This is a genomic window from Endothiovibrio diazotrophicus, from assembly GCF_054657215.1.
Genome location: NZ_BAAHXB010000096.1, coordinates 1 through 21722 on the forward strand (window position 1 = coordinate 1; position 21722 = coordinate 21722).

At 68.2% G+C, this 21722-nt stretch carries 16 protein-coding genes and 1 tRNA gene; all 17 read right to left on the reverse strand.

The genetic code is table 11. From position 1 onward, the window contains the following. On the reverse strand, nucleotides 1-180 hold a 180-nt coding region (locus tag ACYQ2W_RS19340), incomplete at its 3' end, for a hypothetical protein (protein WP_459870900.1). 288 nt (nucleotides 181-468) lie between these two features. Then, a tRNA-Ser gene (locus ACYQ2W_RS19345) sits at nucleotides 469-558 on the reverse strand. A gap of 119 nt (nucleotides 559-677) precedes the next feature. Then, entirely contained in the window at nucleotides 678-881 is a 204-nt protein-coding gene (csrA, locus tag ACYQ2W_RS19350) for a carbon storage regulator CsrA (RefSeq protein ID WP_459870903.1), read from the reverse strand. 221 nt (nucleotides 882-1102) lie between these two features. Then, nucleotides 1103-2332: an aspartate kinase gene (locus tag ACYQ2W_RS19355; RefSeq protein ID WP_459870905.1), complete on the reverse strand. Its 1230-nt coding sequence runs from the start codon at nucleotides 2330-2332 to the stop codon at nucleotides 1103-1105. A 124-nt stretch (nucleotides 2333-2456) separates the two neighbouring features. After that, nucleotides 2457-5084 (reverse strand): alanine--tRNA ligase, encoded by a 2628-nt coding sequence (gene alaS, locus ACYQ2W_RS19360; RefSeq protein WP_459870908.1) that lies wholly within the window; start codon nucleotides 5082-5084, stop codon nucleotides 2457-2459. Between the two features lie 150 nt (nucleotides 5085-5234). After that, nucleotides 5235-5699: a regulatory protein RecX gene (locus tag ACYQ2W_RS19365; protein ID WP_459870911.1), complete on the reverse strand. Its 465-nt coding sequence runs from the start codon at nucleotides 5697-5699 to the stop codon at nucleotides 5235-5237. Between the two features lie 133 nt (nucleotides 5700-5832). After that, complete coding sequence (locus ACYQ2W_RS19370) at nucleotides 5833-6894, reverse strand: Wadjet anti-phage system protein JetA family protein (RefSeq protein WP_459870913.1); 1062 nt, start codon at nucleotides 6892-6894, stop codon at nucleotides 5833-5835. Nucleotides 6895-6896: 2 nt separating this feature from the next. Next, complete coding sequence (locus ACYQ2W_RS19375) at nucleotides 6897-9539, reverse strand: tetratricopeptide repeat protein (protein WP_459870916.1); 2643 nt, start codon at nucleotides 9537-9539, stop codon at nucleotides 6897-6899. 42 nt (nucleotides 9540-9581) lie between these two features. Then, nucleotides 9582-9752 carry a hypothetical protein gene (locus ACYQ2W_RS19380; protein WP_459870919.1) on the reverse strand — a complete coding sequence of 57 codons (171 nt, stop codon included), beginning with the start codon at nucleotides 9750-9752 and terminating at the stop codon, nucleotides 9582-9584. Further along, nucleotides 9740-9904 (reverse strand): hypothetical protein, encoded by a 165-nt coding sequence (locus ACYQ2W_RS19385; protein ID WP_459870922.1) that lies wholly within the window; start codon nucleotides 9902-9904, stop codon nucleotides 9740-9742. Before ACYQ2W_RS19385 ends, ACYQ2W_RS19380 begins: the two co-directional genes overlap by 13 nt. A 15-nt stretch (nucleotides 9905-9919) precedes the next feature. After that, entirely contained in the window at nucleotides 9920-10588 is a 669-nt protein-coding gene (locus ACYQ2W_RS19390) for a hypothetical protein (protein ID WP_459870924.1), read from the reverse strand. A 387-nt stretch (nucleotides 10589-10975) separates the two neighbouring features. After that, nucleotides 10976-12763, reverse strand: a complete 1788-nt coding sequence (locus tag ACYQ2W_RS19395) for a histidine kinase dimerization/phosphoacceptor domain -containing protein (RefSeq protein ID WP_459870927.1) — start codon at nucleotides 12761-12763, stop codon at nucleotides 10976-10978. A 32-nt stretch (nucleotides 12764-12795) separates the two neighbouring features. Beyond that, nucleotides 12796-13311, reverse strand: a complete 516-nt coding sequence (locus ACYQ2W_RS19400) for a YfiR family protein (RefSeq protein ID WP_459870930.1) — start codon at nucleotides 13309-13311, stop codon at nucleotides 12796-12798. A gap of 41 nt (nucleotides 13312-13352) precedes the next feature. Continuing rightward, nucleotides 13353-15425: a TOL_0244 family TonB-dependent receptor gene (locus ACYQ2W_RS19405; RefSeq protein WP_459870933.1), complete on the reverse strand. Its 2073-nt coding sequence runs from the start codon at nucleotides 15423-15425 to the stop codon at nucleotides 13353-13355. After that, entirely contained in the window at nucleotides 15422-17212 is a 1791-nt protein-coding gene (locus tag ACYQ2W_RS19410; RefSeq protein ID WP_459870935.1) for a sensor histidine kinase, read from the reverse strand. The genes ACYQ2W_RS19405 and ACYQ2W_RS19410 overlap by 4 nt, the downstream gene beginning before the upstream one ends. Before the next feature lie 127 nt (nucleotides 17213-17339). Then, complete coding sequence (locus ACYQ2W_RS19415; protein WP_459870938.1) at nucleotides 17340-19310, reverse strand: response regulator; 1971 nt, start codon at nucleotides 19308-19310, stop codon at nucleotides 17340-17342. Continuing rightward, nucleotides 19303-21264: a response regulator gene (locus ACYQ2W_RS19420; protein WP_459870940.1), complete on the reverse strand. Its 1962-nt coding sequence runs from the start codon at nucleotides 21262-21264 to the stop codon at nucleotides 19303-19305. Before ACYQ2W_RS19420 ends, ACYQ2W_RS19415 begins: the two co-directional genes overlap by 8 nt. Nucleotides 21265-21722 lie beyond the last annotated feature (458 nt).

Sequence of the window (21722 nt, forward strand, 5' to 3'; positions counted from 1 at the left end):
CGCTCCCTCACAACTTGTCGCTGATCTGCCCCACCGCCTCGCGCACCCGCTCCTCCGCCCCGCCAGCGCCTCCGACTTGAGGTTGACGCCGCACTGTTCGTCCAGCTCGGCGGGGCCCTCCTCGCCCGGCTCCAGCAGGCTGTAGCCGAGGCGGCGGACGTAGAGGTTTGTCGTTCCCAACGCTCCAGCGTGGGAACGCAGGACTGGACGCTCCAGCGTCCCGTTTCCGCTTCACAACAAGGATTCGCGACGCCGGAACGCGCGAGATGCGTTGCCACGCCAGAGCGTGGGAGCGATCAAAACAGCCGCTCAGAGCCATCGCCTCACACGGCTTCGCCACCGCGATGGCCACACGGCGAAAATACGCAAATCCGCCAAGAGCCACAGCGTAACCCCCTCCCCCACACACCGCCATAATCCCAATAAAAAAGCCGGTCGCGACCGCGACCGGCTTTTTTATTGGGATTATGGCGGAGAGCGAGGGATTCGAACCCTCGATGGAGTTACCCCCATACACCCTTAGCAGGGGTGCGCCTTCAGCCTCTCGGCCAGCTCTCCGAAGCGGGCGTAACTATATCAGGATCACACCCCGATGGAAACAGCGCGGGCCCCGAAAAGGGGCCCGTTTCGCGCTATTTTCCAGGTGCCGTTCCACAGCAGGCGAAACGGCCGGACGATCAGCCGTTGTATACCTCCTGGCCGGTTCCGCCCATCTCTTTCTCGCGCTTGATGCGCTCGTAAATCTCCTCGCGGTGAACCGCGACATCCTTCGGCGCGTTAACGCCGATGCGCACCTGATTACCCTTCACGCCGAGTACGGTCACGGTGACCTCGTCGCCAATCATCAGGGTCTCGCCCACCCGCCGGGTCAGAATCAACATAATCCTGTCTCCTTGTTTACCGATCTACCAATGGCCCTTCACGGTCGCCGCTTCGCCTTCCAGAAACTCGATCGTGTTCACGACCGGGGCCACAATCGCCTATACGAAAAAACGATGACACATGCGAGGCAAAATCGTACAGCGGTGTCAGAGTTTTCTTACATTTTAACCGAATTGAAAAAAAAGTCTTCCCAAAAAAAAATAGGGTATTTCCTCCAACGTCAGTGGCCGGGCGCCTTGTCCAGTTCGAACGCCTCGTGGAGGGAGCGCACCGCCAGCTCCTTGTACTTCTCGCCGACCACCACCGAGATCTTGATCTCCGAGGTGGAGATCATCTGGATGTTGATCCCCTCCTTGGCGAGGGTCGCGAACATGGTGGCGGCGATGCCGGCGTGGGAGCGCATGCCGATGCCGACCAGGGAGACCTTGACGATGTCGTCGGCACCCGCCACTTCGCGGGCTCCCAGCTCCTCGGCGGTGGCACGCAGGATCTCCAGCGCCCGCTCGTAGTCGTTGCGGTGGACGGTAAAGGTGAAGTCGGTGGTGGCGTCCTCGGCCACGTTCTGCACGATCATGTCCACTTCGATGTTGGCCTCGGCGATCGGGCCGAGGATATGGTGGGCCACTCCCGGCTTGTCGGGGACCCCCAGGATGGTCAGTTTGGCCTCGTCCTGCTGGGCAGCGATGCCGGAAATGAGCGGCTCTTCCATTCCTTCTTCCTCCAGAGTGATCAGGGTGCCCTCGCCCCCCTCCTCGAAACTGGAGAGGACGCGGAGCGGTACGTGGTACTTGCCGGCGAACTCCACCGAGCGGATCTGCAGCACCTTGGAGCCGAGACTGGCCAGCTCGAGCATCTCCTCGAAGGTGATGCGGTCGAGGCGGCGGGCCTTCGGCTCGATGCGTGGGTCGGTGGTATAGACGCCGTCGACGTCGGTGTAGATCTGGCACTCGTCGACCTTCAACGCGGCGGCGATCGCTACTGCGGAGGTGTCGGAGCCGCCGCGGCCGAGGGTGGTGATGTTGCCGTGCTCATCCACCCCCTGGAAGCCGGCCACCACCACCACCCGGCCGGCGTCGAGGTCGGCGCGGATGCGCTCGCCCTCGATGTCGCGGATACGCGCCTTGTTGTGGGCGCTGTCGGTGAGCACGTGGACCTGCTGGCCGGTGTAGGAGCGGGCGGGACAGCCCAGCTTTTCGAGGGCCATGGAGAGCAGCGCGATGGTCACCTGCTCGCCGGTGGCGAGGATGACGTCGAGCTCTCGCGGGGAGGGTCGCTCCTGGATCGCCTTGGCCAGATCGATCAGGCGGTTGGTCTCGCCGCTCATGGCCGAGACCACGACGACGATCTGGTTGCCGGCATCGCGGGCGGCCTTGACCTTGCGCGCGACGTTCTGGATGCGGTCCACCGAGCCTACGGAGGTACCGCCATATTTGTGTACGATCATTGCCATCTATGGAAAACCTTGGACGCTCCCTCGCCGAGGCGGTCCCTTCCGCCTCAATCTGTGGGAGACAATTAAACACGAAAAAGGGAATCGAGGAAACTGCCTGTAGGATTTTTCTTATAAAAACCCGTCAGACGGTCTTTTCACCCACCCAGGCGGGCACCGCGGCCAGCGCTTCGTCGAGCTTGCTCGGGTCGTTGCCGCCGGCCTGGGCCATGTCGGGACGCCCGCCGCCCTTGCCCCCCACCTGCAGCGCCACCGAGTTGACCAGTTCGCCGGCCTTGACCCGGGCGGTCTCGGCCCGGGTGACGCCGGCCACCAGCCGTACCTTCCCCTCCTCCACGGAGGCGAGGATCACCGCGGCGGCGCCCAGCTTGTTCTTCAGCTGGTCGAGGGTGTCGCGCAACCCCTTCACGTCGAGGCCGTCGAGGCGGGCGGCGAGCACCTGGATGCCGTTGACCTCCACCGCCTGGCCGGCCAGCTCGTCGCCCTGGCTGCTGGCGAGCTTGCCCTTCAGCGCCTCCAGCTCCTTCTCCAGGGCGCGGGCGCGATCGCTCAACTGGCGCACCTTCTCCTCGACGTTGCCGCGGTCGCCCTTGACCGCGGCAGCGATGCGGTCGAGGGTGCGCTCGGCGCCCTCGACCAGGGCCAGCGCGCCCTCACCGGTGACCGCCTCGATGCGCCGCACGCCGGCGGCGACACCGCCCTCGGAGACGATCTTGAGCAGGCCGATGTCGCCGGTGCGGCCGGCGTGGGTGCCGCCGCACAGCTCCACCGAGAAGTCGCCCATGCGCAGCACCCGCACCTTGTCGCCGTACTTCTCGCCGAACAGCGCCATGGCGCCCGCCTCGACCGCCTGGTCGTAGGCCATCACCGCGGTCTCCACCGGGTGGTTGAGACGGATCTGGGCGTTGACCATGCGCTCGACCGTCTCCAGCTGCTCGGCGCTCATCGCCTCGAAGTGGGAGAAGTCGAAGCGCAGCCGATCGGCGTCGCACAGCGAGCCCTTCTGCGCGACGTGCTCGCCGAGCACCTTGCGCAGCGCGGCGTGGAGCAGGTGGGTGGCGGAGTGGTTGAGGCGGATCGCCTGGCGGGAGACGCCGTTGACCTCGGCGCGGACCTGGTCGCCGACCGCCAGCGCGCCACCGGAGAGGCGGCCGATGTGCAGGTGGACGCCGGACTGCTTGCGGGTGTCGCTCACCGCGAACTCGGCACCGTTCGTTTCGAGCAGGCCGTGATCACCCACCTGGCCGCCGGACTCGCCGTAGAACGGGGTGCGGTCGAGCACCACGACCCCCTCTTCGCCCACCTCCAGCCGCGCCACCGGCTGGCCGTCGCGGAACAGCGCGGTGACCGTCCCCTCGTCGTGGAGGGTCTCGTAACCGGTGAACTCGGTGGCCCCGCTCACCTCCAGCTTGCCGTCGAGGCCGCCGGCGAACTGGCTGGCGGCGCGGGCGCGGGAACGCTGCCCTTCCATCGCGGTCTCGAAGCCGGCCTGATCCACCTGCAGGTCGCGCTCGCGGGCGACGTCGGCGGTGAGGTCCACCGGGAAGCCATAGGTATCGTAGAGGGTGAACAGCACGTCACCGGGGATGGTCCCCTGTTCCGGCAGCTCGGCGATCTTCGCCTCGAGGATCTTCATCCCCTGGTCGAGGGTCTCGGCGAAGCGCTCCTCCTCCACCTTGAGCACCCGCTCCACTTGGCCGCGGGCCTTCACCAGCTCGGGATAGGCCTCGCCCATCTGCTCGCACAGCGGCCCTACCAGTTTGTGGAAGAAGACCTCCTGGATGCCCAGCTTGTAGCCGTGGCGGATGGCGCGGCGGATGATCCGGCGCAGCACATAGCCGCGCCCCTCGTTGGAGGGGAGCACGCCATCGACCACCAGGAAGGCGCAGGAGCGGATGTGGTCGGCAACGACCCGCAGCGAAGCGTTGGTCAGATCGTCCATCCGGGCAATATCGGCCACCGCCTTGACCAGCCTGGCGAAGAGGTCGATCTCGTAGTTGTTGTGCACCCCCTGCATCACCGCGGCGAGCCGCTCCAGCCCCATGCCGGTATCCACCGAGGGCTTGGGCAGCGGGTGCATGGTGCCGTCGGCGTCGCGGTTGAACTGCATGAAGACCAGGTTCCAGATCTCGATGTAGCGGTCGCCGTCCTCCTCCGGCGAACCGGGGGGGCCGCCCCAGATCTCGGCGCCGTGGTCGTAGAAGATCTCGGAGCAGGGACCGCAGGGGCCGGTATCGCCCATCGACCAGAAGTTGTCGCTCTCGAAGCGGCGCTTGCCGGGCTTGTCGCCGATGCGGGTGAAGCGCGCGCGGTCGACCCCCACCTCCTGCAACCAGATGTCGGCAGCCTCGTTGTCCTCGTGGTAGACGGTGACCCACAGCTTTTCCGCCGGCAGGCCGAGCACCCCGGTGAGGAACTCCCAGGCGAAGTGGATGGCGTCGCGCTTGAAGTAGTCGCCGAAGCTGAAGTTGCCCAGCATCTCGAAGAAGGTGTGGTGGCGCGCGGTGTAGCCGACGTTCTCCAGGTCGTTGTGCTTGCCGCCGGCCCGCACGCAGCGCTGGGAGGAGGCGGCGCGCACGTAGGGACGCGCCTCCAGGCCGAGGAAGGTCTCCTTGAACTGCACCATGCCGGCGTTGGTGAAGAGGAGGGTCGGGTCGTTGCCCGGCACCAGCGGGCTGGAGGCGACCACCTCGTGCCCCTTTCCGCGGAAGTACTCCAGAAACGCCTGTCGAAGCTCAGCGCTGCTTTTCATCTCGGTCCAACTCGTTCGGTGTTAAGAATTTGCCACGGAGCCACGGAGGGCACGGAGAAAAAAGACGTACCCGCCACCGCCCCGAACTGCTCGTCATCGCCACGAAGACCGAAAAACGCGGAAAGCTCCGTGTCCTCCGCGGCTCCGTGGCTAATCTTCTTCATCCTCCAGCGCGGCGCGGATCTGCTCGGCGGTGAAGCCGCGCCCCTGCAGGAAACGCATCTGGCGGGCGCGTTCCCGGTATTCCTTCGGCGGCGGGTCGCCGAAGCGCTTGCGCCGCACCTCGCGGGCCAGCTCGTTCCACTGGGCGTCGCGGGCGTCGAGCAGCTCACCCACGACCTCGTCGCCGACCCCCTTGCGCGCCAGCTCGGCGCCGATCTTCGCCGGGCCGCTGCCGCGGCTGAAACGGCCGTGGATGAAGCTCTCTGTGAAACGGTGGTCGCTGACCAGCCCCTCCTCGTCGAGGGCCTCCACCGCGTCGTGGACCAGATTCTCCGGATAGCCCTTGGCGCGCAGCTTGCGGACCAGCTCGATCACCGAGTGTTCGCGCCGTGCGAGCAGCCGAATCGCCGCCGCCCGCACCTGCCCGATATCGACCTCCGCCTCCTCGTCCACCGGACCTCCTCCGTACAGGCGTAGCCGCTCAGTATATCATTGGTGGTTTTTCGGAAACACCAATTCACCACACGCAATCGCCGTCCCCAAAGCGTCGGCAACGGGAGATTGGTCGCGCCATCCCGGCCGCCACTCACGGGAGGTCAGGCGGTCGAGTGGCGCCAACGCCTTCGGTGGTCACCGTGCCTCGCCACCTCACGCCTGATGGACCGGGTTGTCGGCGGCCAGCACCGCCCCGGGCAGCCGGCTTGATCCGGTCGGTGTCGATGTAGACCTCGCCGCCGTCGCGATCGACGTTGACGATGGTATCCACATGCTCGGCGATCTGGCCGTACTTCTCGTCCGGCGCGGCGAGTACCTGGCGCTCGCGCACCGCCGGATCGGCGATGCGGCTGCGCAGCGGCCGTGGCTCCGGCGGACGACGCACCCGCCGCGGCTCGAACAGGCTCGCCGCCCCCAGCGATGCGGTATCAATCAACGGCAGCGGCGCGTCGTCCTCATCAGCGAGGCCGGAGACCCGCGGCGCGAGCCCGCGGCAGAGGCGCACCAGCCGCGCCGACATGCCGGGCTGGGCGCGGTCGAGGTAGCGCACCGTATCGGCTGACCCGGTGCTCCACCTTGGCACGGTAACGGTTGATCCGTTCGAGGTGACGGTCCACCTGCTCGAAGGTGCGGCGCAGGCGGTCGATGTCCCGGCCGACCGCCGTCCACGCCGCCTCCGCATCCTCCTCGCCGCTCTGCCCCATGTAGCCGGTGACCAGGGCGCGCCGGCGCTCGAGGTCGAACGCCAGCTCGCGCACCCCGTCGAGGATCTGCTGGCGGAAGCGGGCGGCACCGTCACCTGCACCCGGAACCCCTCGTGCTCCTCGGCGAACCACCCCGCGTCACGCAACCGGCGATAGGCCCGCGCCGCCGGCGCGCCGTCGCCCGGCTCGTACTCCCCCTCCTCCACCAGCACCAGCGTGCGCACGATCAGCCGCTCCTCGATCTCCGCCCGCACCGTCTCGCGGGAGGGGAAGAGGTCGGCGTGGATCTGGTCGAAGAAGAGCGGATAGAGGTCGATGAGCAGCGCGGCGTAGACCCGCCGGTTGGCGCTGGCCAGCGGCGAAAAGAGCGTCTCCGGGAGGCGCCCGAAGAGCGGCTCCGCGGCGGCAGCAGGGGGTGAGGCGGGCGCCCCGTCGATCGCCTCCACCACCGCTAGAGAGCCACCGCGGGCACCGCGCGGTCGGCCCCGGCGATGGCGATGTCCGCCACCAGCCGGCGGAGCGCCTCGCGGTCGAAGGCGGTGGCGTCGGGGCCGGTGGGGTCGTCCAGATTCGGGTAGACGGAGGCGAGGCGACCGCTCCACAATTGGCGATTCGGCGCATCGGGCTTGAGCCGCTCCTCCCGGCGCGCTTCGCGGATCACCGCCTGGCGTTCTGATGTATTGAGAACGGGATAGCGCAACCAACGCAAATAGTGCCCCTGTTCGGGGAACTCCTCCGCGACAGCCTCCAGCAGCGTCGGATCCAACGGGACGCTGCCCCCATCATCACGCCACGCGGAAAGCAGCCGGGCGACGTAGGATCCAGGCTTTACGCGCCGCCAAGACTCCAGCAACGACCGCTCCCCTTGCCGCCAAACGATGGCCAGAGCGAGGTCTGAACTTCCGGACATGGCGGCCCGTTGAGGAGCGTCGTCCAAGCTTTCTTCGCCGTAGTAGGACGCCCACCAGGAAACCTGTTCTTCCAAGTGGTGCAGAAATTCCGTAATGGGACCTGCTTCTCCGAAAGCCGCCTCATCGCGCGGCGTCGATGCGTTGTCGACCGACGCGGCGAAACTATCCTGAACATCCGCCCCGGTCGCTGCTTCATCACGCAGCATCGACGCGCTGTCATCCGCACCGACGAGAATATCCTCCCAGAGATCCGCAGGCCCTGGAATATCCGCCTCGTCGTCAAACTCAGCCGCCACCTCTTCGCCTCCTCTCAGACGGGTCGCGAGTTTCCGGACCTCTGGAGAACTCGGATACATCCGCTCCAGCGACTCCAGGATCTGGAGTGCCTCCGTCTTGGACGCCTCATCACCGGAATCCCACAAGATCCCGGCCAACATCTGTTGACTGACCGCATTCCGAGGAAAATCCCGCATGGTCTCCCTTAACAAGTCATGCGCTTCGCCCTTCCGATCAGAGCCCCACAGCACCTTGACCAGAATGGTTCGACAAACCTCGTTTTGCGGGAAGTCGGAAATGGCTTGGTGCAGCAACGACTCGGCCTCCGCATTCCGGCCATCGACGCGCAACAGATCGGCCAGCATAGTTCGGCAAACCGCGTCTTGCGGGAAGGCGGAAATGTTTTGGCGCAGCAACGACTCGGCCTCCGCATTCCGGCCATCGACGCGCAACAAATCGGCCAGCATATTTCGGCAAACCTCGTTTTGCGGGAAGTCGGAAATGGTCTGGCGCAGCAACGACTCGGCCTCCGCACTCCGGCCATCGACGCGCAACAGATCGGCCAGCATAGTTGGGAATACCGCATTTTCCGGAAACGCCGCTACTGCCTCTCGCAGCAACCGCTCGGCAAGGGCATCGTGCCCCTTATCCAAAAGCGAGCGGGCCAGCTCGGTTCGCTGCACCGGGTCCTCGGGAAAACGACGCATCGCCTCCCAACGGACGGCCAGCGCGGCCTCTGTACGCCCCAAGGAATCGAGCACATCGGCCCAAAGCCCCCAATTGGGCCGATCATCCGGGGCGGTCTCAATGGCACGAAGAACCCAACGGTGGAATGCATGAAGGATCTCTGAACCGGGATTCCGCACGATGACGGAATTTCCGAGCTTGTTCAGCGCTATCACCGTGAAAAGGGCGTCACCCGTCGCCGCCGCGTACGCCCAATAGCGCGCCATCAGCGCGGTCACTTCCCGCCACGCAGACCCATCCACGCGCCCATGTCGACGAATACGATCCACTAAGCGATCGCACTCCTGAGCGGTTGGAAGTTCCGCTCTCGCCGGCCGTCTTTTCCCCGATTTCTCCACCGAATGGCCTTTGCGAGCACCACCTCCCAACCAGCCCGCCAACTGTTCCCTACCCACTCCCCGAGCACCGCGGGGAAGGCTCTCCAACACCTCCTGCCACACTTCCTCCCAATGGGCCTCCCCCCGGGGATAGAGCACGGAAAGCGAACCGACGCCCCGACGAAACATCCGCTCCCCATCGACGGCGTGACCACGGCGGATGGCGAGCACGGCGAAGCGGGCCAGGGCGGCAGCCACCGTCCTCTCGGGCCGGCTGCCGGGGGGATGGGGGAGCTTGCGCAGGCCGAGCAGGCCGGTGGCGAGGGTCGCCCGCCAGTCGGGGCTGCCCCAGGCGGCCTCGTCGCAGGCGGCGAACCAGCGCGGGGCAAAGCGGGTGTCGTGCTGGTGCTGGATCAGCGCCTGATCGAGGGACCAGCGCAGGTCCAGTTCACCGGGCCAGCGCAGGGCGCCGAGGCGGCGGTCCCAGAACGCCTGCTGTTCGGCCAGCAGGTAGGGGGTATGGGTGAGCGGCAGGCGGGCGACCAGCGCCAGGGCGGCGGCCAGTTGGGCGGCGTAGGCGCGGGTGCCGAAGCGGTCGATGGCCGCCAGGTCCCAGCGGCTGCGTTCCAGCAGCCAGGGGTGGAGGGCCTCGTCGATGCCGTGGGTCAGGGCGTCGCGCCGGGTCGCCCAGGCGGGGTGGTCTAGCAGGTCGGCGAGGAAGTCCTCCACCTCGGCGCGCTGCTGCACGCCGCGCGCGCCGCGCCCGGTGAGGATCTCATCCAGGGCCGCAGCGGGCGCTTCCAGCAACCGCTCTCCCCAGCGCAGGAACGGATCGTCGCCCATACCCGAAAATTGTGCCGTTCCGCTCACCAGCCACCCAACCGTTCAGCAACCATCGCCGTAATCCTCGAAGCCCTTGGTCCCGCGCAACGTCCGCAGGTGGCGCTGACGCAGCCGGTTCACCTCGCCATCGCCGATCACCGGCCGGTTGAAGGTGCCGACGCGAATCCAGTGCTCGGGCCGATAGCTGATCCGCGCATGGATCAGCTCCGCCACCGTAGGGCGTCCACCCGCGACACCGAGATCGACCGCAGTCCCCACTGAACCCCCGGTGGGGCGGGATGATAGACATTGTAGAAAGGTTGGTCGAGGACGGTGGGGGCGGCGAACAGGGCGGCGCCCCGCGCTTCGGTTCGCCACTGCTCCACCACCTCCGCCACCTGTTAGCGCATCAGGACGAGGGTGGCGTCGATGCCGAGGAAGTGGTGGGCCAGACCACAGCGCTCGCAGAGCCGCTCCAGCCAATCGTCGTCACTCTCCAGCCCGGGAAATTCACTGTCGAAGGCAACAAAGGCGGGACGGTAGTCACGCCAGACCTGATTGAGCAGATCGGTCAGCTCGTCCAACACATCGGCCTCGGGCGAGACGCTGGTCGGCTCGCCGGTCAGCTCGCGCAGCGACGCCAAATCGTTCACCGACTTCGCCCGCGCCGTCCCCGCCGCCTCCCGCTCCGCCTTCGCCGTGGCGATCCACTGGTTGAGTTTCAGAGCGGTGAGGCGCTCCCCGGCACGCGGGTGATCGCCCGCGGCGAACCGTTTCAGCAGGCCGTCGATGCGCTCGACGCGGATCAGCCACTGGTTCCCCTCGATCCCCGACCAGAGGGAGGGTTCACCGGGCGTGAAGGCCGCACTCAAGGGGCTGCGCCGCCGCACCTGATCCTGGACATAGCGCTCATGATGCTCCCGCCAGCGGTCCCAGCTCGCCGAATCCTCGATCCAGCCGCGGTAGTGCTCCCGGCGCTCCCCCGACACCCGCCGCTCCAGGCAGAGGTTCCGGCGTTCCGCCGCTTCCTGCGCCGACGCGCCGGCATCTCCCTCCAGGAGCGCATCCAACCCATTCCCCGTAAACCGCACCGTTCCGCCACTCCCTCTTGCGCAATGTTCGACCCGCCCGGTGCACAACCGGACCACACCAAAGGACACAATTCGCTGAATAATAAAGGGAACGGAGTTTTGCCCGAGGAGTTATCCGTTGTCAACGAGGGGTCCCCGACTTGCCTGTTCCCCGAGGCAAATTGACAATGGCAGTTTCATTCAACACGGCGCCCGCGGGGCGCCCTATAGGGCGCCCCGCGGGCGCCGTACTGAACGAAGGCACAACGTCAAAATATGCCTGGCCCCCGTCGTTTTCCCCGCTCCCCGATAGCCGTCAATCGCCCCGCCTACGCAACATATATCGAAAATCTACCCCATTCACCTTCGCGGTGGACCAAGCCGCCTCTACTCCGGAAACAGCACGCGGAATTCGCTCCCCCGTTCGAGGTCGATCACCACCCGCCCGCGCAACTGGTGGCGGGTCAGCTGGGTGACCAGACGCAGGCCGAGAGAGGGGGCGTTTTCGCAGTCGAAGCCGGGGGGCAGGCCGATGCCGTCGTCGGCCACCACCAGTTCGATCCCCGGCGCACCGTCGAAGTCGCAGCGGTGCAGGGCGACGCGGATCTCGCCGTTGCGCTCGGGGAAGGCGTACTTCACCGCATTGGAGATCAGCTCGTTGGTGATCAGGCCGCAGGGGATCGCCACGTCGAGCCCCAGCCCCAGCGGCTCCAGGTCGTAGTGGAGCGCGATCCGCCGCCCGCCGTGGGCGTAGGCACCGACCACGTTGCTGACCAGACCGCGCAGGTAGTCGGCGAAGTCGATGCGCGAGAAGTCCTCGGTCTGGTAGAGCTTTTCGTGGACCAGTGCCATCGAGCGCACCCGCGAGCGGCTGTCCTCGAGCACCCGGCGGGTCTCCTCGTCGTCGACGTACTGCCCCTGCATGCTGAGCAGGCTGGAGATCACCTGCATGTTGTTCTTCACCCGGTGGTGGATCTCGCGCAGCAGCACCTCCTTCTCGCCCAGCGAGCGGCGTACCTGCTCCTCCGCCTCGCGCCGTTCGGTGTCGTCACGGGCGGTGCCGGCGAAGCGCACCAGCCGCCCCGAACCATCGCGCACCGGCGCGCCGCCGTCGCTGATCCAGCGCACCCGGCCATCCCCGCGCACCACCCGGTATTCGGCGGAAAACGCCTCGCCCCGCTCCAGCGCCTCACGGAAGCCCTGCGCCACCGCCGGCCGGTCCTCCTCGTGGACCCGCTCCAGCCACAGCCAGGGATTGGCGTAGAGCGCCGCGCACGGCTCCCCCCAGATGGTCTCGAACACCGGACTGACGTAGCTCACCCGGCCGTCCTCCACCTCCACCATCCAGAACACCTCGGCGACGTTCTCCGCCAACTGGCGGAAGCGCGCCTCGCTCTCGCCCAGCTCGGCGGTGCGCACCGCCACCTCCTCCTCCAGGTTGATGCGGTGGCGGGCCAGCTCCAGGTCGCGCTCGCGCAGCTTCTCCAGCATGCCGTTGAAGCCCGCCGCCAGGGTGCCGATCTCGTCACGCCCCACCACCTCCGCGCGACGGCGGAAATCGCCGCTCGCCTGCACCTCCGCCATCAGGTCGGCGAGCCGGCGCAGCGGCGCGGAGATGTGGCGCTGGGCCCCGGCGGTGAGCGCCAGCGCCACCAGCAGGGCGGCGACGAAGGGGGCGCCACCGTAGATCGCGTAACGCTCCGCCAGGTCGCGAAAGTGGTGCTGACCGGCGACCAGCAGCACCCCGCCCACCCGCTTGCCGCGCAGTTCCACCGGCTGATAGGCGACCACGTAGTCGTCGATGAAGAAGTAGCCGTCGCGCCGCTCGCGCAGGTCGAGCGTCGGCGGCGGTTCGGCACCGCGGCGAAAATCGGCGAAGCGCTCGCCGCCCGCATCGTGGAGCACCGCGTAGACCACCGCCGGCACCGTCTCCAGGGAGGCGAGGGTCTCGCGGGCGGCGGCGGCGTCGCCGAAGACCAGGGCGGCGCGGCTGTTGGCGGCGACGATCGCCGCCTGGGAGTGGAGCTCCTCGCCCAGCTGCTGGCGCAGCAGGGAGAGGCCGCCGGAGGCCAGCGCGAGGAAGGCGGTGACCAGCGAGACGGCGATCACCGCGGTCATCATCAGGATCAGCTTGTAGCCCAGCGGCAGGTCACGCGGCCGCAGTCGCCAGATCACCCCGCCCTCCGTCGATCGTTCGCGCAACGCCACTAGCGTATCGCCCCGTCACGAACGATCCGCGCCAGACCGAGGAGCTGGGCGCTGATCGCCAGCCCGGAGCGCCGGGCCGCGTCGACGTTGATCGCGAAGCGCACCCGGTCGCCCTGCCGATAGAGCTCGATGATCCCTCCGGCAGCAGAAAATCCCGACCAGTCCCCCACCGTCAACACTCCATCGCCCAGCTTTTCGATCCACGCCGCGAGGCGTCCGCGCTCCGAGCGGGCGATGAACACCACGCGGCACCCCGCCAGCCCTTCGCCGTGCTCACTGTAACGCAACTCCACCCGCTGTCCCGCCCCCACCGGCTCACCTTCCAGCATCCGCAACGCGGGACCAAAGGGGTCCTCGCCGAGGACGCAGAGCGGAAACCGCGCCGCCCCCGTCTCCCACTGGACGAACTGGGCGAAATTGTAGAGGTAGGCCGCCTTGATCTCGTACTCGCTGGCGTCCTCCGCCCCGGCCAGCCCGGCCCAACCCAGCCCCCAGCAGAGGAGCAGCAGGACCATTGGGTGGCGGCGAGCCCGCGAAGGGGGTGAGGGAGGTTCACTCAGAAGCGCCATGTCACCTTGCCGAAGATCGATCGCGGCACCTCGCTCGGCAGCACGTCGAGGGAGGAGAACTCGGGGTGGCGGTCATCGAGCAGGTTCTGCCCGCCGAGACTCAGCTCCAGCCCCTTGCGCGGACGCCAGCCGAGGCGCAGGTCGAGGCGGGCGTAGCCGTCCATCGAGGCCGCGTCGCGTCCCGCGGCACTGACGGCGGTGACCGCATCCAGCCGGTCGACCAGGGCGAGCAGCGCATCGAACTCCCAGCGATCCGCCAGGTCGAGGTGGGAGCGCAGGGTCAGCTGCTGCTCCGGCGCGCTCCCCTCTCCGGCCATTTCGGCCACCGTATCGACGCTTCCCGGATCGAGGTGCATGTTCTCGCGCAGCCAGGCGTAGCCGGCGGAGAGACGCCAGCGGGGGGTCGCCTGCCAGCGGGTGGAGAGCTCCAGGCCATAGCTCTCGCCGCGCATCCCGTTGGTGAACCGATTGGAGAGCTGGAGGTGATAGGGGGCGGGGTCGGCGACCAACGCCGCGGGCAACGGCTCGACGGTGACCAGCCGCTGGTAGCGCTGGTAGAAACCGGCGACGTCGATCGCCAGGCCGGGGCTGGGCTCGCCGCGCCAGCCCAGCTCGCAGGCGGTCACCGTCTCCGCGGCCAGCTGGTCGTTGGCGAGGATCGAAACCAGCACCGGCTGGCTCAGGAAGGGTGGCGCCGCCGAGGCGACGTTGAGGCGCAGGTCGCTGTCGGCCCGCGACGGGGTGTGGACCGCCCGCGAGATCGCCCCCCAGAGGCTGCCGCCGCCCTCGTTGAGATGGAGCAGACGGACGCTCGGCTGCCACTCGAAGCCGGTGAAGTCGTTCTCCTCCAGTTTGGTGCCGACGGTCAGCCGCCAGCGCTCGCCGAGGGCCACCTCGTCCTGGAGGAAGCCGCTCCACAGCTCGGTGGTGCGCCGCTCGGGGTCGAAGGAGACGGTGAACGAGTCGCGCAGGCGATCCTCCACCCGGCGATAGCCCGCCCCCCAGGTGATCTCGTGATCGCCGCGGCGCGGCAGGCGGTACTGGAAGTCGAGGTCGGCGGTGTCCACCCGGTGGGCGTGGTTGAGGTAGTCGCGCCGCTCGCGGTCGAGGTAACCCTGCAGGCTCCACTCGCCGCCACCGGCCAGCGGGCGCCGCCAGCGGGCCAGCAGGTGACCGCCATCGAAGCGGTCCAGGTCGTCGACCACCTTCGTCTGGCCGGCGCCGGCCGGCCACGGGGTGACCACGCTGAACTGCGACTTGTCGCCGTCGTAGAGCCCGCCCTGGACCATCACCCGCTCCCCCCCGGAGGGCTCCAGATCGACGCGGAAGCCGCCGCGGTTGACCGCCCAGCCGTCATCCGCGGCGGAGCCGTCGGCGTTGACCATGGGGTCGCGGTCGCTGCGCCGGCCGTAGACCCGGTAGTGGGCGTGTTCGCCGAGCCGACCGCCGTGGCGCACCGTGCCGTCGGCGCCGGCCCCGCCGGCCCCGGCGCTGACCAGGGTGCCAACGGTGTCGCGGGTGTGGCGGGTGATGATGTTGATCACCCCGTTGACCGCGTTGGCCCCCCATAGCGCACCGCCGGGGCCACGGATCACCTCGATCCGCTCGATCTCCTCCAGCGGCAGATCGAGGGTGTCCCAGTAGACCCCGGAGTAGATCGGCGAGTAGACGCTGCGCCCGTCCACCAGCACCAGCAGCTTGTTGGCGAAGCGCCCGTTGAAGCCGCGGGCGCTGATCGCCCACTGGTTGGCGTTGATCCGCGCCACCTGGACGCCGGGCACCAGCCGCAACAGTTCGGGCAGCTCGGTGAAGCCGGAGCGGCGGATCTCCTCAGCATCGATCACCTGCACCGCGGCAGCACTCTCACGCAGCGACTGGGGCTTCTTCGCCAGGGAGGTGACGCGCACCTCCATCAGCTCCTCCAACCCCAGCCGCAGCAGCCGCCTGTCGCCGCCGGTCGACCCCCATGCCGCCGCCGACAGCGCGGCAGCCACCACGGTGGCGGACCCGATGGCGGCAACCCGCCGCGCTCCGCCATGCGGGCGAACGTTTCGTCTCATCGCCGTCCCTCCATACCGCCCACCTCTTCGAAACGGATGCAAAACGCCACTCCGGGGGGCGGCTCCAGTTCCACCGAGCCGCGTAGCTGATGCTCCACCAGATTCACCACCAGGTGGAGGCCCAGCGACGGGGCGTCGCGCCAGTCCATCGCCGGCGGCAACCCCGCCCCGTCGTCGGCGACGCGCAGCTCGCAGCGGCCGTCGTCGAGCCGCCGCAGGGCGATGCGCACCTCGCCGCCCCCCTCGGGATAGGCATACTTGAGGGCGTTGGAGAGCAGCTCGTTGAGCACCAGGCCGCACGGTACCGCGGTATCGATGGAGAACTCCAGGGGCTCCAGGTCGTAGCGGGCGACCAGACCGCGGCCGCGCGCGTCGAAGCCGCCGAAGATCCCCTCGGCGAGGCTGCGCACGTAGTCGGCGAAATCGACCCGCTTGAGATCCTCGGTGCCGTAGAGCTTCTCGTGGACCAGGGCCATGGAGTGGACCCGGCCGCCGATGTCGGCGAGCACCTCGCGCACCGCCTCGTCATCGAGGAGGCGCGCCTGCATCCGCAGCAGGCTGGAGATCACCTGCATGTTGTTCTTCACCCGGTGGTGGATCTCGCGCAGCAGCACGCTCTTCTCCGCCAGCGAGTCGCGCAGCCGCGCCTCCGCCGCCTTCCGCGCGCGGATGTCGACCGCCACCATCACCAGGCCGACGATCTCGCGCTCGCCACCGTAGAGGGGGGTGGCGCTGAACAGCACCGGCAACCGACCGCCGTCGCGGGTGAGCAGCTCGCGCTCCTCGCCGTGCAGCCCCCACTGGGCGATCCAGCCGCGCCACTCACCGACCGCCCCCTCGCCGAGCAGCCGCTCCAGCGGCGCGTCGACCAGCTCCTCGCGGCGGTAGCCGAGCAGCGAACAGGCCATCCGGTTTACGGTGCGGATGCGCCCCTCCAGGTCGACCACCACCAGGGCGTCGCTCATCGCGTAGAGAATGCTGTCGAAGTAGTCGCGGGAGACGGTGGTGGCGCGCAGATCTTGCTCCATCCGGGCGAACGCCTCGGCCAGCTCCGCCACCTCGTCGCGGCCGGACACCTGCAGTGGCGCCATCGCCCGCCCCTGCCCCACCTCGCGGGCGGCCACCGCCAGCTCGCGCAGCGGACGGACCAGGGTACGCCGCAGGTAGAACGGCAGCAGCAGGGTGAACAGCGCGGCCGCCCCCCCCAGGCCGACGGTGGCGGAGACGATGCTCAGGTAGTGGCGTTGACGCTCCCGGTGGCTCGCCTCGACGGTGGCCACATCGGCGGCGATCACCGCGTCGATGGCACCGACGAAACGCCCTTCGAAGAGCTCCTCCAGCACCTCGACGTAGCGCCGCAGCGCCTCCTCCCGTTGCCCGCGGCGGTGCAGCTCGACGATCCCCTCCACCGCCCGGCGCAGCTCCAGGTAGATCGGATGGAGATGATCGAAGGCCGAGGTCTCGTGCTCCGGCAGCGCGCCCCCCCAATCCGCCTCGCTGGCCACCAGCTCGCGCCAGCGACCGAACAGCTCGGCGGCCTCCCGCTCGTAGCGGGAGAGCTCGCCCAGTTGGACGTCACCCATCAGCAGCACGTCCGCCACCTCCTTGATCTGGCGGCAGACCACCCCGTCGAGCTGGCGCAGCAGCAGGGCATCGGCCTGGATGGTCTCCTCGCGCCGATGCAGCCGCCCCACCTCATCCAGCGACCAGAAGAGCAGCGCCACCATCACCAGGGTGACGAGAAACAGCAGACCGAAGGCCACCGTCAGTTTGTTGCCGAGTCTCAACGCCCCCTCCCACCGCCGAAAGACAAACCGCAGATTCCGCAGACGGACACAGATTCCGGAATTCCGAAAACTGCGTCAATCCGCGAAATCTGCGGTTGATATTCCCGCCGTGTCGGAGGACCCGCCGTCAGCCGAATTCCAGACCGGTCTCGGCGACGCGGAAACCGATCTCCTCGAGCAATCGAATCCGCGAGACCGGCTTGCTCAGGTGACCGTCACATCCCGCCTCCAGGCTGCGCCGCCGGTCCTCCTCCAGGGCATGGGCGGTGAGCGCCAGGATCGGCGTGCGCCGGCGCCCGGCGGCCTGCTCCAGACGACGGATGCGGGCGGTCGCCTGATAGCCGTCGAGGTGCGGCATCTGCACATCCATGAGCACCAGATCGAACGTCTCCCGTTCGAAGCGGGCCACCGCCTCGCGGCCGTCGCCGACCACCACCAGCCGGTGTCCCTCGGGTTTGAGGAAGGCGCCGATCAGCACCTGATTGTCCGCATCGTCCTCGGCCAGCAGGATCCTCAGCGGCCGCCCCGGCGGCGGCGCCTCCAACGGAACCGCGTCCTCCTTCCACAGCGCCCCGTATGCCTCCCCTCGCACCTCCCAGTGACACCCGAGGGCGGTGGCGATCCCGCCCAGCAACTCCGCGCGCTTGATCGGCTTCAACAGGTAGACCAGACCGAGCGCACGAGCCCGACTCAACGCCCGCTCACCCCGCTCGGCGCTGAGCATCACCATCGGCGTGCCGCGGGTATGGTGCCGGTCGCCGATCCCGGAGGCTAACTCGAAACTATCGACGCCGCGGCTGTGACAATCGAGCAACACCACGTCGTAGGGATTGCCCACCTGCTCGGCGGCGGCCACCACCTGGGAGGCCTGGCGACAATCGCCGAGCCACTCGACGGCGACCCCCTCCGCCTCCAGCAGCTCGCGCACCACCATCCGCGAAACCGGGCTCCCCTCCACCATCAGCATGCGCAGGCCACGCAGCTCCAGCGGCCGGCGCGTCGCCGCCTCGTCCGCTACCTCACCCAACCACAGCGGCACCGAAAAGCGGAAACGACTGCCGGCGCCCGGGCGGCTCTCCACCTCGATCCCACCCCCCATCGCCTCCACCAGCTGGCGGCAGATGGCCAGCCCGAGGCCGGTGCCGCCGTACTTGCGGGCGACCGCCGAGTCCGCCTGGGCGAAGGGATCGAAGATCGCCTCCAGCCGCGAGGCCGGGATACCCACGCCGGTGTCGCTGACCGAGAAGCGCAACCGCCCGCGGTCGGGAAACAGCGGGTCGTGTTCCACCCGCAACTCCACCCCGCCGCGCTCGGTGAACTTCACCGCGTTGCCCAGCAGATTGAGCAGCACCTGACGCAGGCGGGCGGGATCGCCACCCACCCGGGCGGGGAGCCCCGGCTCCATCCGCACTCGCAATGCGACCCCCTTGTCGCGGGCGCGGGAGGCGAGGATCTCGACCACGCCGTCGACCAGCCCGCGCAACGAAAACTCGGTGGAGTCGAGGGTCAGCTGGCCGGCCTCCACCTTGGAGAGGTCGAGGATGTCGTTGATCAACGCCAGCAGGGAGTCGCCGGCACTGCGGAAGATATCGACGTAACGCCGCTGCTCGCCGTCGAGCGAGGTGTCGGAAAGCAGCTCCGCCATACCGATGATGGCGTTGAGCGGGGTGCGGATATCGTGACTCATGGCGGCCAGGAACTGACTCTTGCGCACGCTCGCCTCCTCCGCACGCCGCCGGGCGGCGTGTAGCGCCTCCGCCTGCGCCTGCTCCCGACCGACATCGCGGAAGAGCACCGCCACTCCGCCGTCGCCATGACGCGGCGTGGCCACGTAGGCCACCTTGAGGCGGCCACCGTCACCCCGCGGGAATTCGGCCTCGTCGGCGCGCACCGTCTCCCCGCGGCGCAACGCCCGCAGCACCCCGCAGCGCTCCGCCGGGACGCCGAGCCAGTCGCCGAAACGCTCCCCGAGCAGTCCCGCCGCGTCCCGCCCCAACAGCCGCTCCGCCGCCGGGTTGAGGTAGTCAAAGCGACCGTCGCGGCCCAGCGCGAAGACCCCCTCGCCGAGCAGGTCGGCAATGGCGCCGCCCTCAGACACCGGACACCCCCGCGCCGAACGCCCCGACCGCCTGGCGCTCGATCAGCTCCAACAGCGCCGCCTTGCGCACCGGCTTGGTGATGTGGGCGTCGCACCCCGCGGCGAGACTTTTCGCCTCGTCCTCCTTCAGGGCGTGGGCGGTGAAGGCGAAGATCGGCGTGCGCGCCCACCCCTGTTCCCGCTCCCATTCGCGGATTCGCCGGGTCGCCTCGTAGCCGTCCATCACCGGCATCTGGATATCCATCAGCATCAGATCGAAACGCGCCTCGCGGAAGCGCTCCAGGGCCAACGCCCCGTTCTCCACCACTTCCAGGCGATGAGCGGTGTGGCGCAGGTAGGCATCCACCAGCAGGGCGTTGTCCGGAGAATCCTCCGCCAGCAGGATCGACAGGCCTGGCGGCGCCGGAGCGCAGCCCTCTACCATCAGTGGCCCGTCGTCGCTCGGCGCGTCGGTCACCTCCGGGACCCCGCGCCCTTCGTTATGCAGACCGAGGGAGAGGCAGAGATGGAACACGCTCCCCTCGCCGGGGCGACTCTCCACCCACAATCGCCCCCCCATCCGTTCCGCCAGACGGCTGGCGATGGCCAGACCGATGCCGGAACCGCCGTAGCGGCGGGTGATCGTCGAATCCACCTGGGAAAAGGGCTCGAAAATGTGGACCTGCTCCTCGTCGGCAATGCCGATGCCGCTGTCACTCACGCGGAAGTGGAGTTCGGCCCACTCCTCGGCGGCCACCGCCAGCGACACCGCCCCATGCTCGGTGAATTTGACCGCGTTGCTCAGCAGATTGAAGAGGATCTGGCGCAGCCTGCGCCCATCCCCCGTCAGTACCTCGGGAACCGAAGGTTCGCGGGCCATCGAGAAGGCGAGCCCCTTCTCCCGGGCAGCCGGCTCGATCACCCCGCGCAGCGACTCGAAGAGGTCCACCAGACTGAACTCCGCCGCCTCCAGGGTGCCGCCTCCCGCCTCCAGCTGGGCCAGGTCGAGGATATCGTCGATCACCCCCACCAGCATCCTCCCCGAGGTCTTCTGCACCTCCAGGTAGCCTCGCTGGGTATCGTCGACATCGGTGATCAACAGCAGTTCGGCCATCCCCAGGATGGCATTCATCGGGGTGCGGATCTCGTGACTGACCATCGCCAGGAACTGACTCTTGGCACGGCTCGCCGCCTCCGCCTCCTCCTTCGCCGCGTGCAGCTCGTCCCGTGCGCGCTTGCGCTCGGAGATGTCCTGGAAGGCGACCGCCACGCCGACTCCGTCCCCCTCCACCGGCAGCGGCGAGACCGCGTAGGCCACCGGAAACGCCCCGGCCTCCCGGTGCAGGAAGAGATCCTCCTCCACCCGGCGGGTCTCGCCGTCGGCGAGGGTACTCAGGATGTCGCTGCTCCCGGCCGGATCGGGAAGGATGCGGGCGAGCAACGGCTCGCCGAGCAGCTCCTCCTCGCGCCACCCGAGCAAGCGCTCCGCCTCCGGATTGAGGAAACGGACCCGGCCTTCGGCATCGAGCACCACCACCCCCTCTGCCAGCGCGCCGGTAAGGCCGCGCAGGAAGCGCTCGCTCTTGCGCAGGCGGCGCTCCATCTCCCCCTTGTAGAGGGCGATCTCGATGGTGGAGGCGAGCTCGCGATCCTCGAAGGGCTTGATCAGATAGGCGGCGGGCTCGGTGGACTTGGCCCGCTCGATGATCAGCGGATCGGCGTAGGCAGTGAGATAGACCACCGGCACGTCGCAGCAAGTGCGGATCACCGCGGCCGCCTCGATGCCATCCATCTCGCCGGCCAGCATGATGTCCATCAACACGATCTCGGGACACTCCCGCCGCGCCGCCTCCACCGCATCCTCACCGCGATCGTAGACGCCGACCACGGTGTGGCCCTCCTTCTCCAGCCGGTGCCGCAGATCATCGGCGATGACCCACTCGTCCTCCACCACCAGGATTCGTGCGCAGTTCATCGGCGAGGCTCCTGAAAAGGCGATAGGAGGGAGAGGAAAACCGAGGGGACGGAACGGGAAAAGGGGGAAAAGAACGCTACGCGCATGACCGACTCACAACCCCGGAGCGGGGAATTCAGCGGCGGGGGGAGAAAGGCACATCCGCTGCTGTCAGGACACCCCGCCAAAAAGCCTTTCTCGGAAGGCCTTGGATAAGTATCACGCCACCCCCGGAAAAGACCTATAAGGGGAGTTCTTCTGCCACATAAGGAAAATCCTCTGTTGCGGAACGATCAAACGGGCGTTTGCCCCGATCACACCCCGGCCCGGCAGGCTAGGCCCTCGAGCTTCAGCCCAATCACCATGAGGGCTGCTCCCACTGCACTCCCATACAGCCCCCTGCCACCGCCCGGGGGAGCAGCCCTTAGGGCCCGCGAAAGAATAACTTCCTGTTTTGGGGCGTCGAGACGCCCGTCCGG

Bases quoted from the DNA above. Each gene is read 5' to 3' on its own strand.
- alaS (WP_459870908.1), bottom strand. From the start codon at position 5,084: ATGAAAAGCAGCGCTGAGCTTCGACAGGCGTTTCTGGAGTACTTCCGC.
- ACYQ2W_RS19355 (WP_459870905.1), bottom strand. From the start codon at position 2,332: ATGGCAATGATCGTACACAAATATGGCGGTACCTCCGTAGGCTCGGTG.
- ACYQ2W_RS19420 (WP_459870940.1), bottom strand. From the start codon at position 21,264: ATGAACTGCGCACGAATCCTGGTGGTGGAGGACGAGTGGGTCATCGCC.
- ACYQ2W_RS19400 (WP_459870930.1), bottom strand. From the start codon at position 13,311: ATGGTCCTGCTGCTCCTCTGCTGGGGGCTGGGTTGGGCCGGGCTGGCC.
- ACYQ2W_RS19375 (WP_459870916.1), bottom strand. From the start codon at position 9,539: ATGGGCGACGATCCGTTCCTGCGCTGGGGAGAGCGGTTGCTGGAAGCG.
- ACYQ2W_RS19405 (WP_459870933.1), bottom strand. From the start codon at position 15,425: ATGAGACGAAACGTTCGCCCGCATGGCGGAGCGCGGCGGGTTGCCGCC.
- csrA (WP_459870903.1), bottom strand. From the start codon at position 881: ATGTTGATTCTGACCCGGCGGGTGGGCGAGACCCTGATGATTGGCGAC.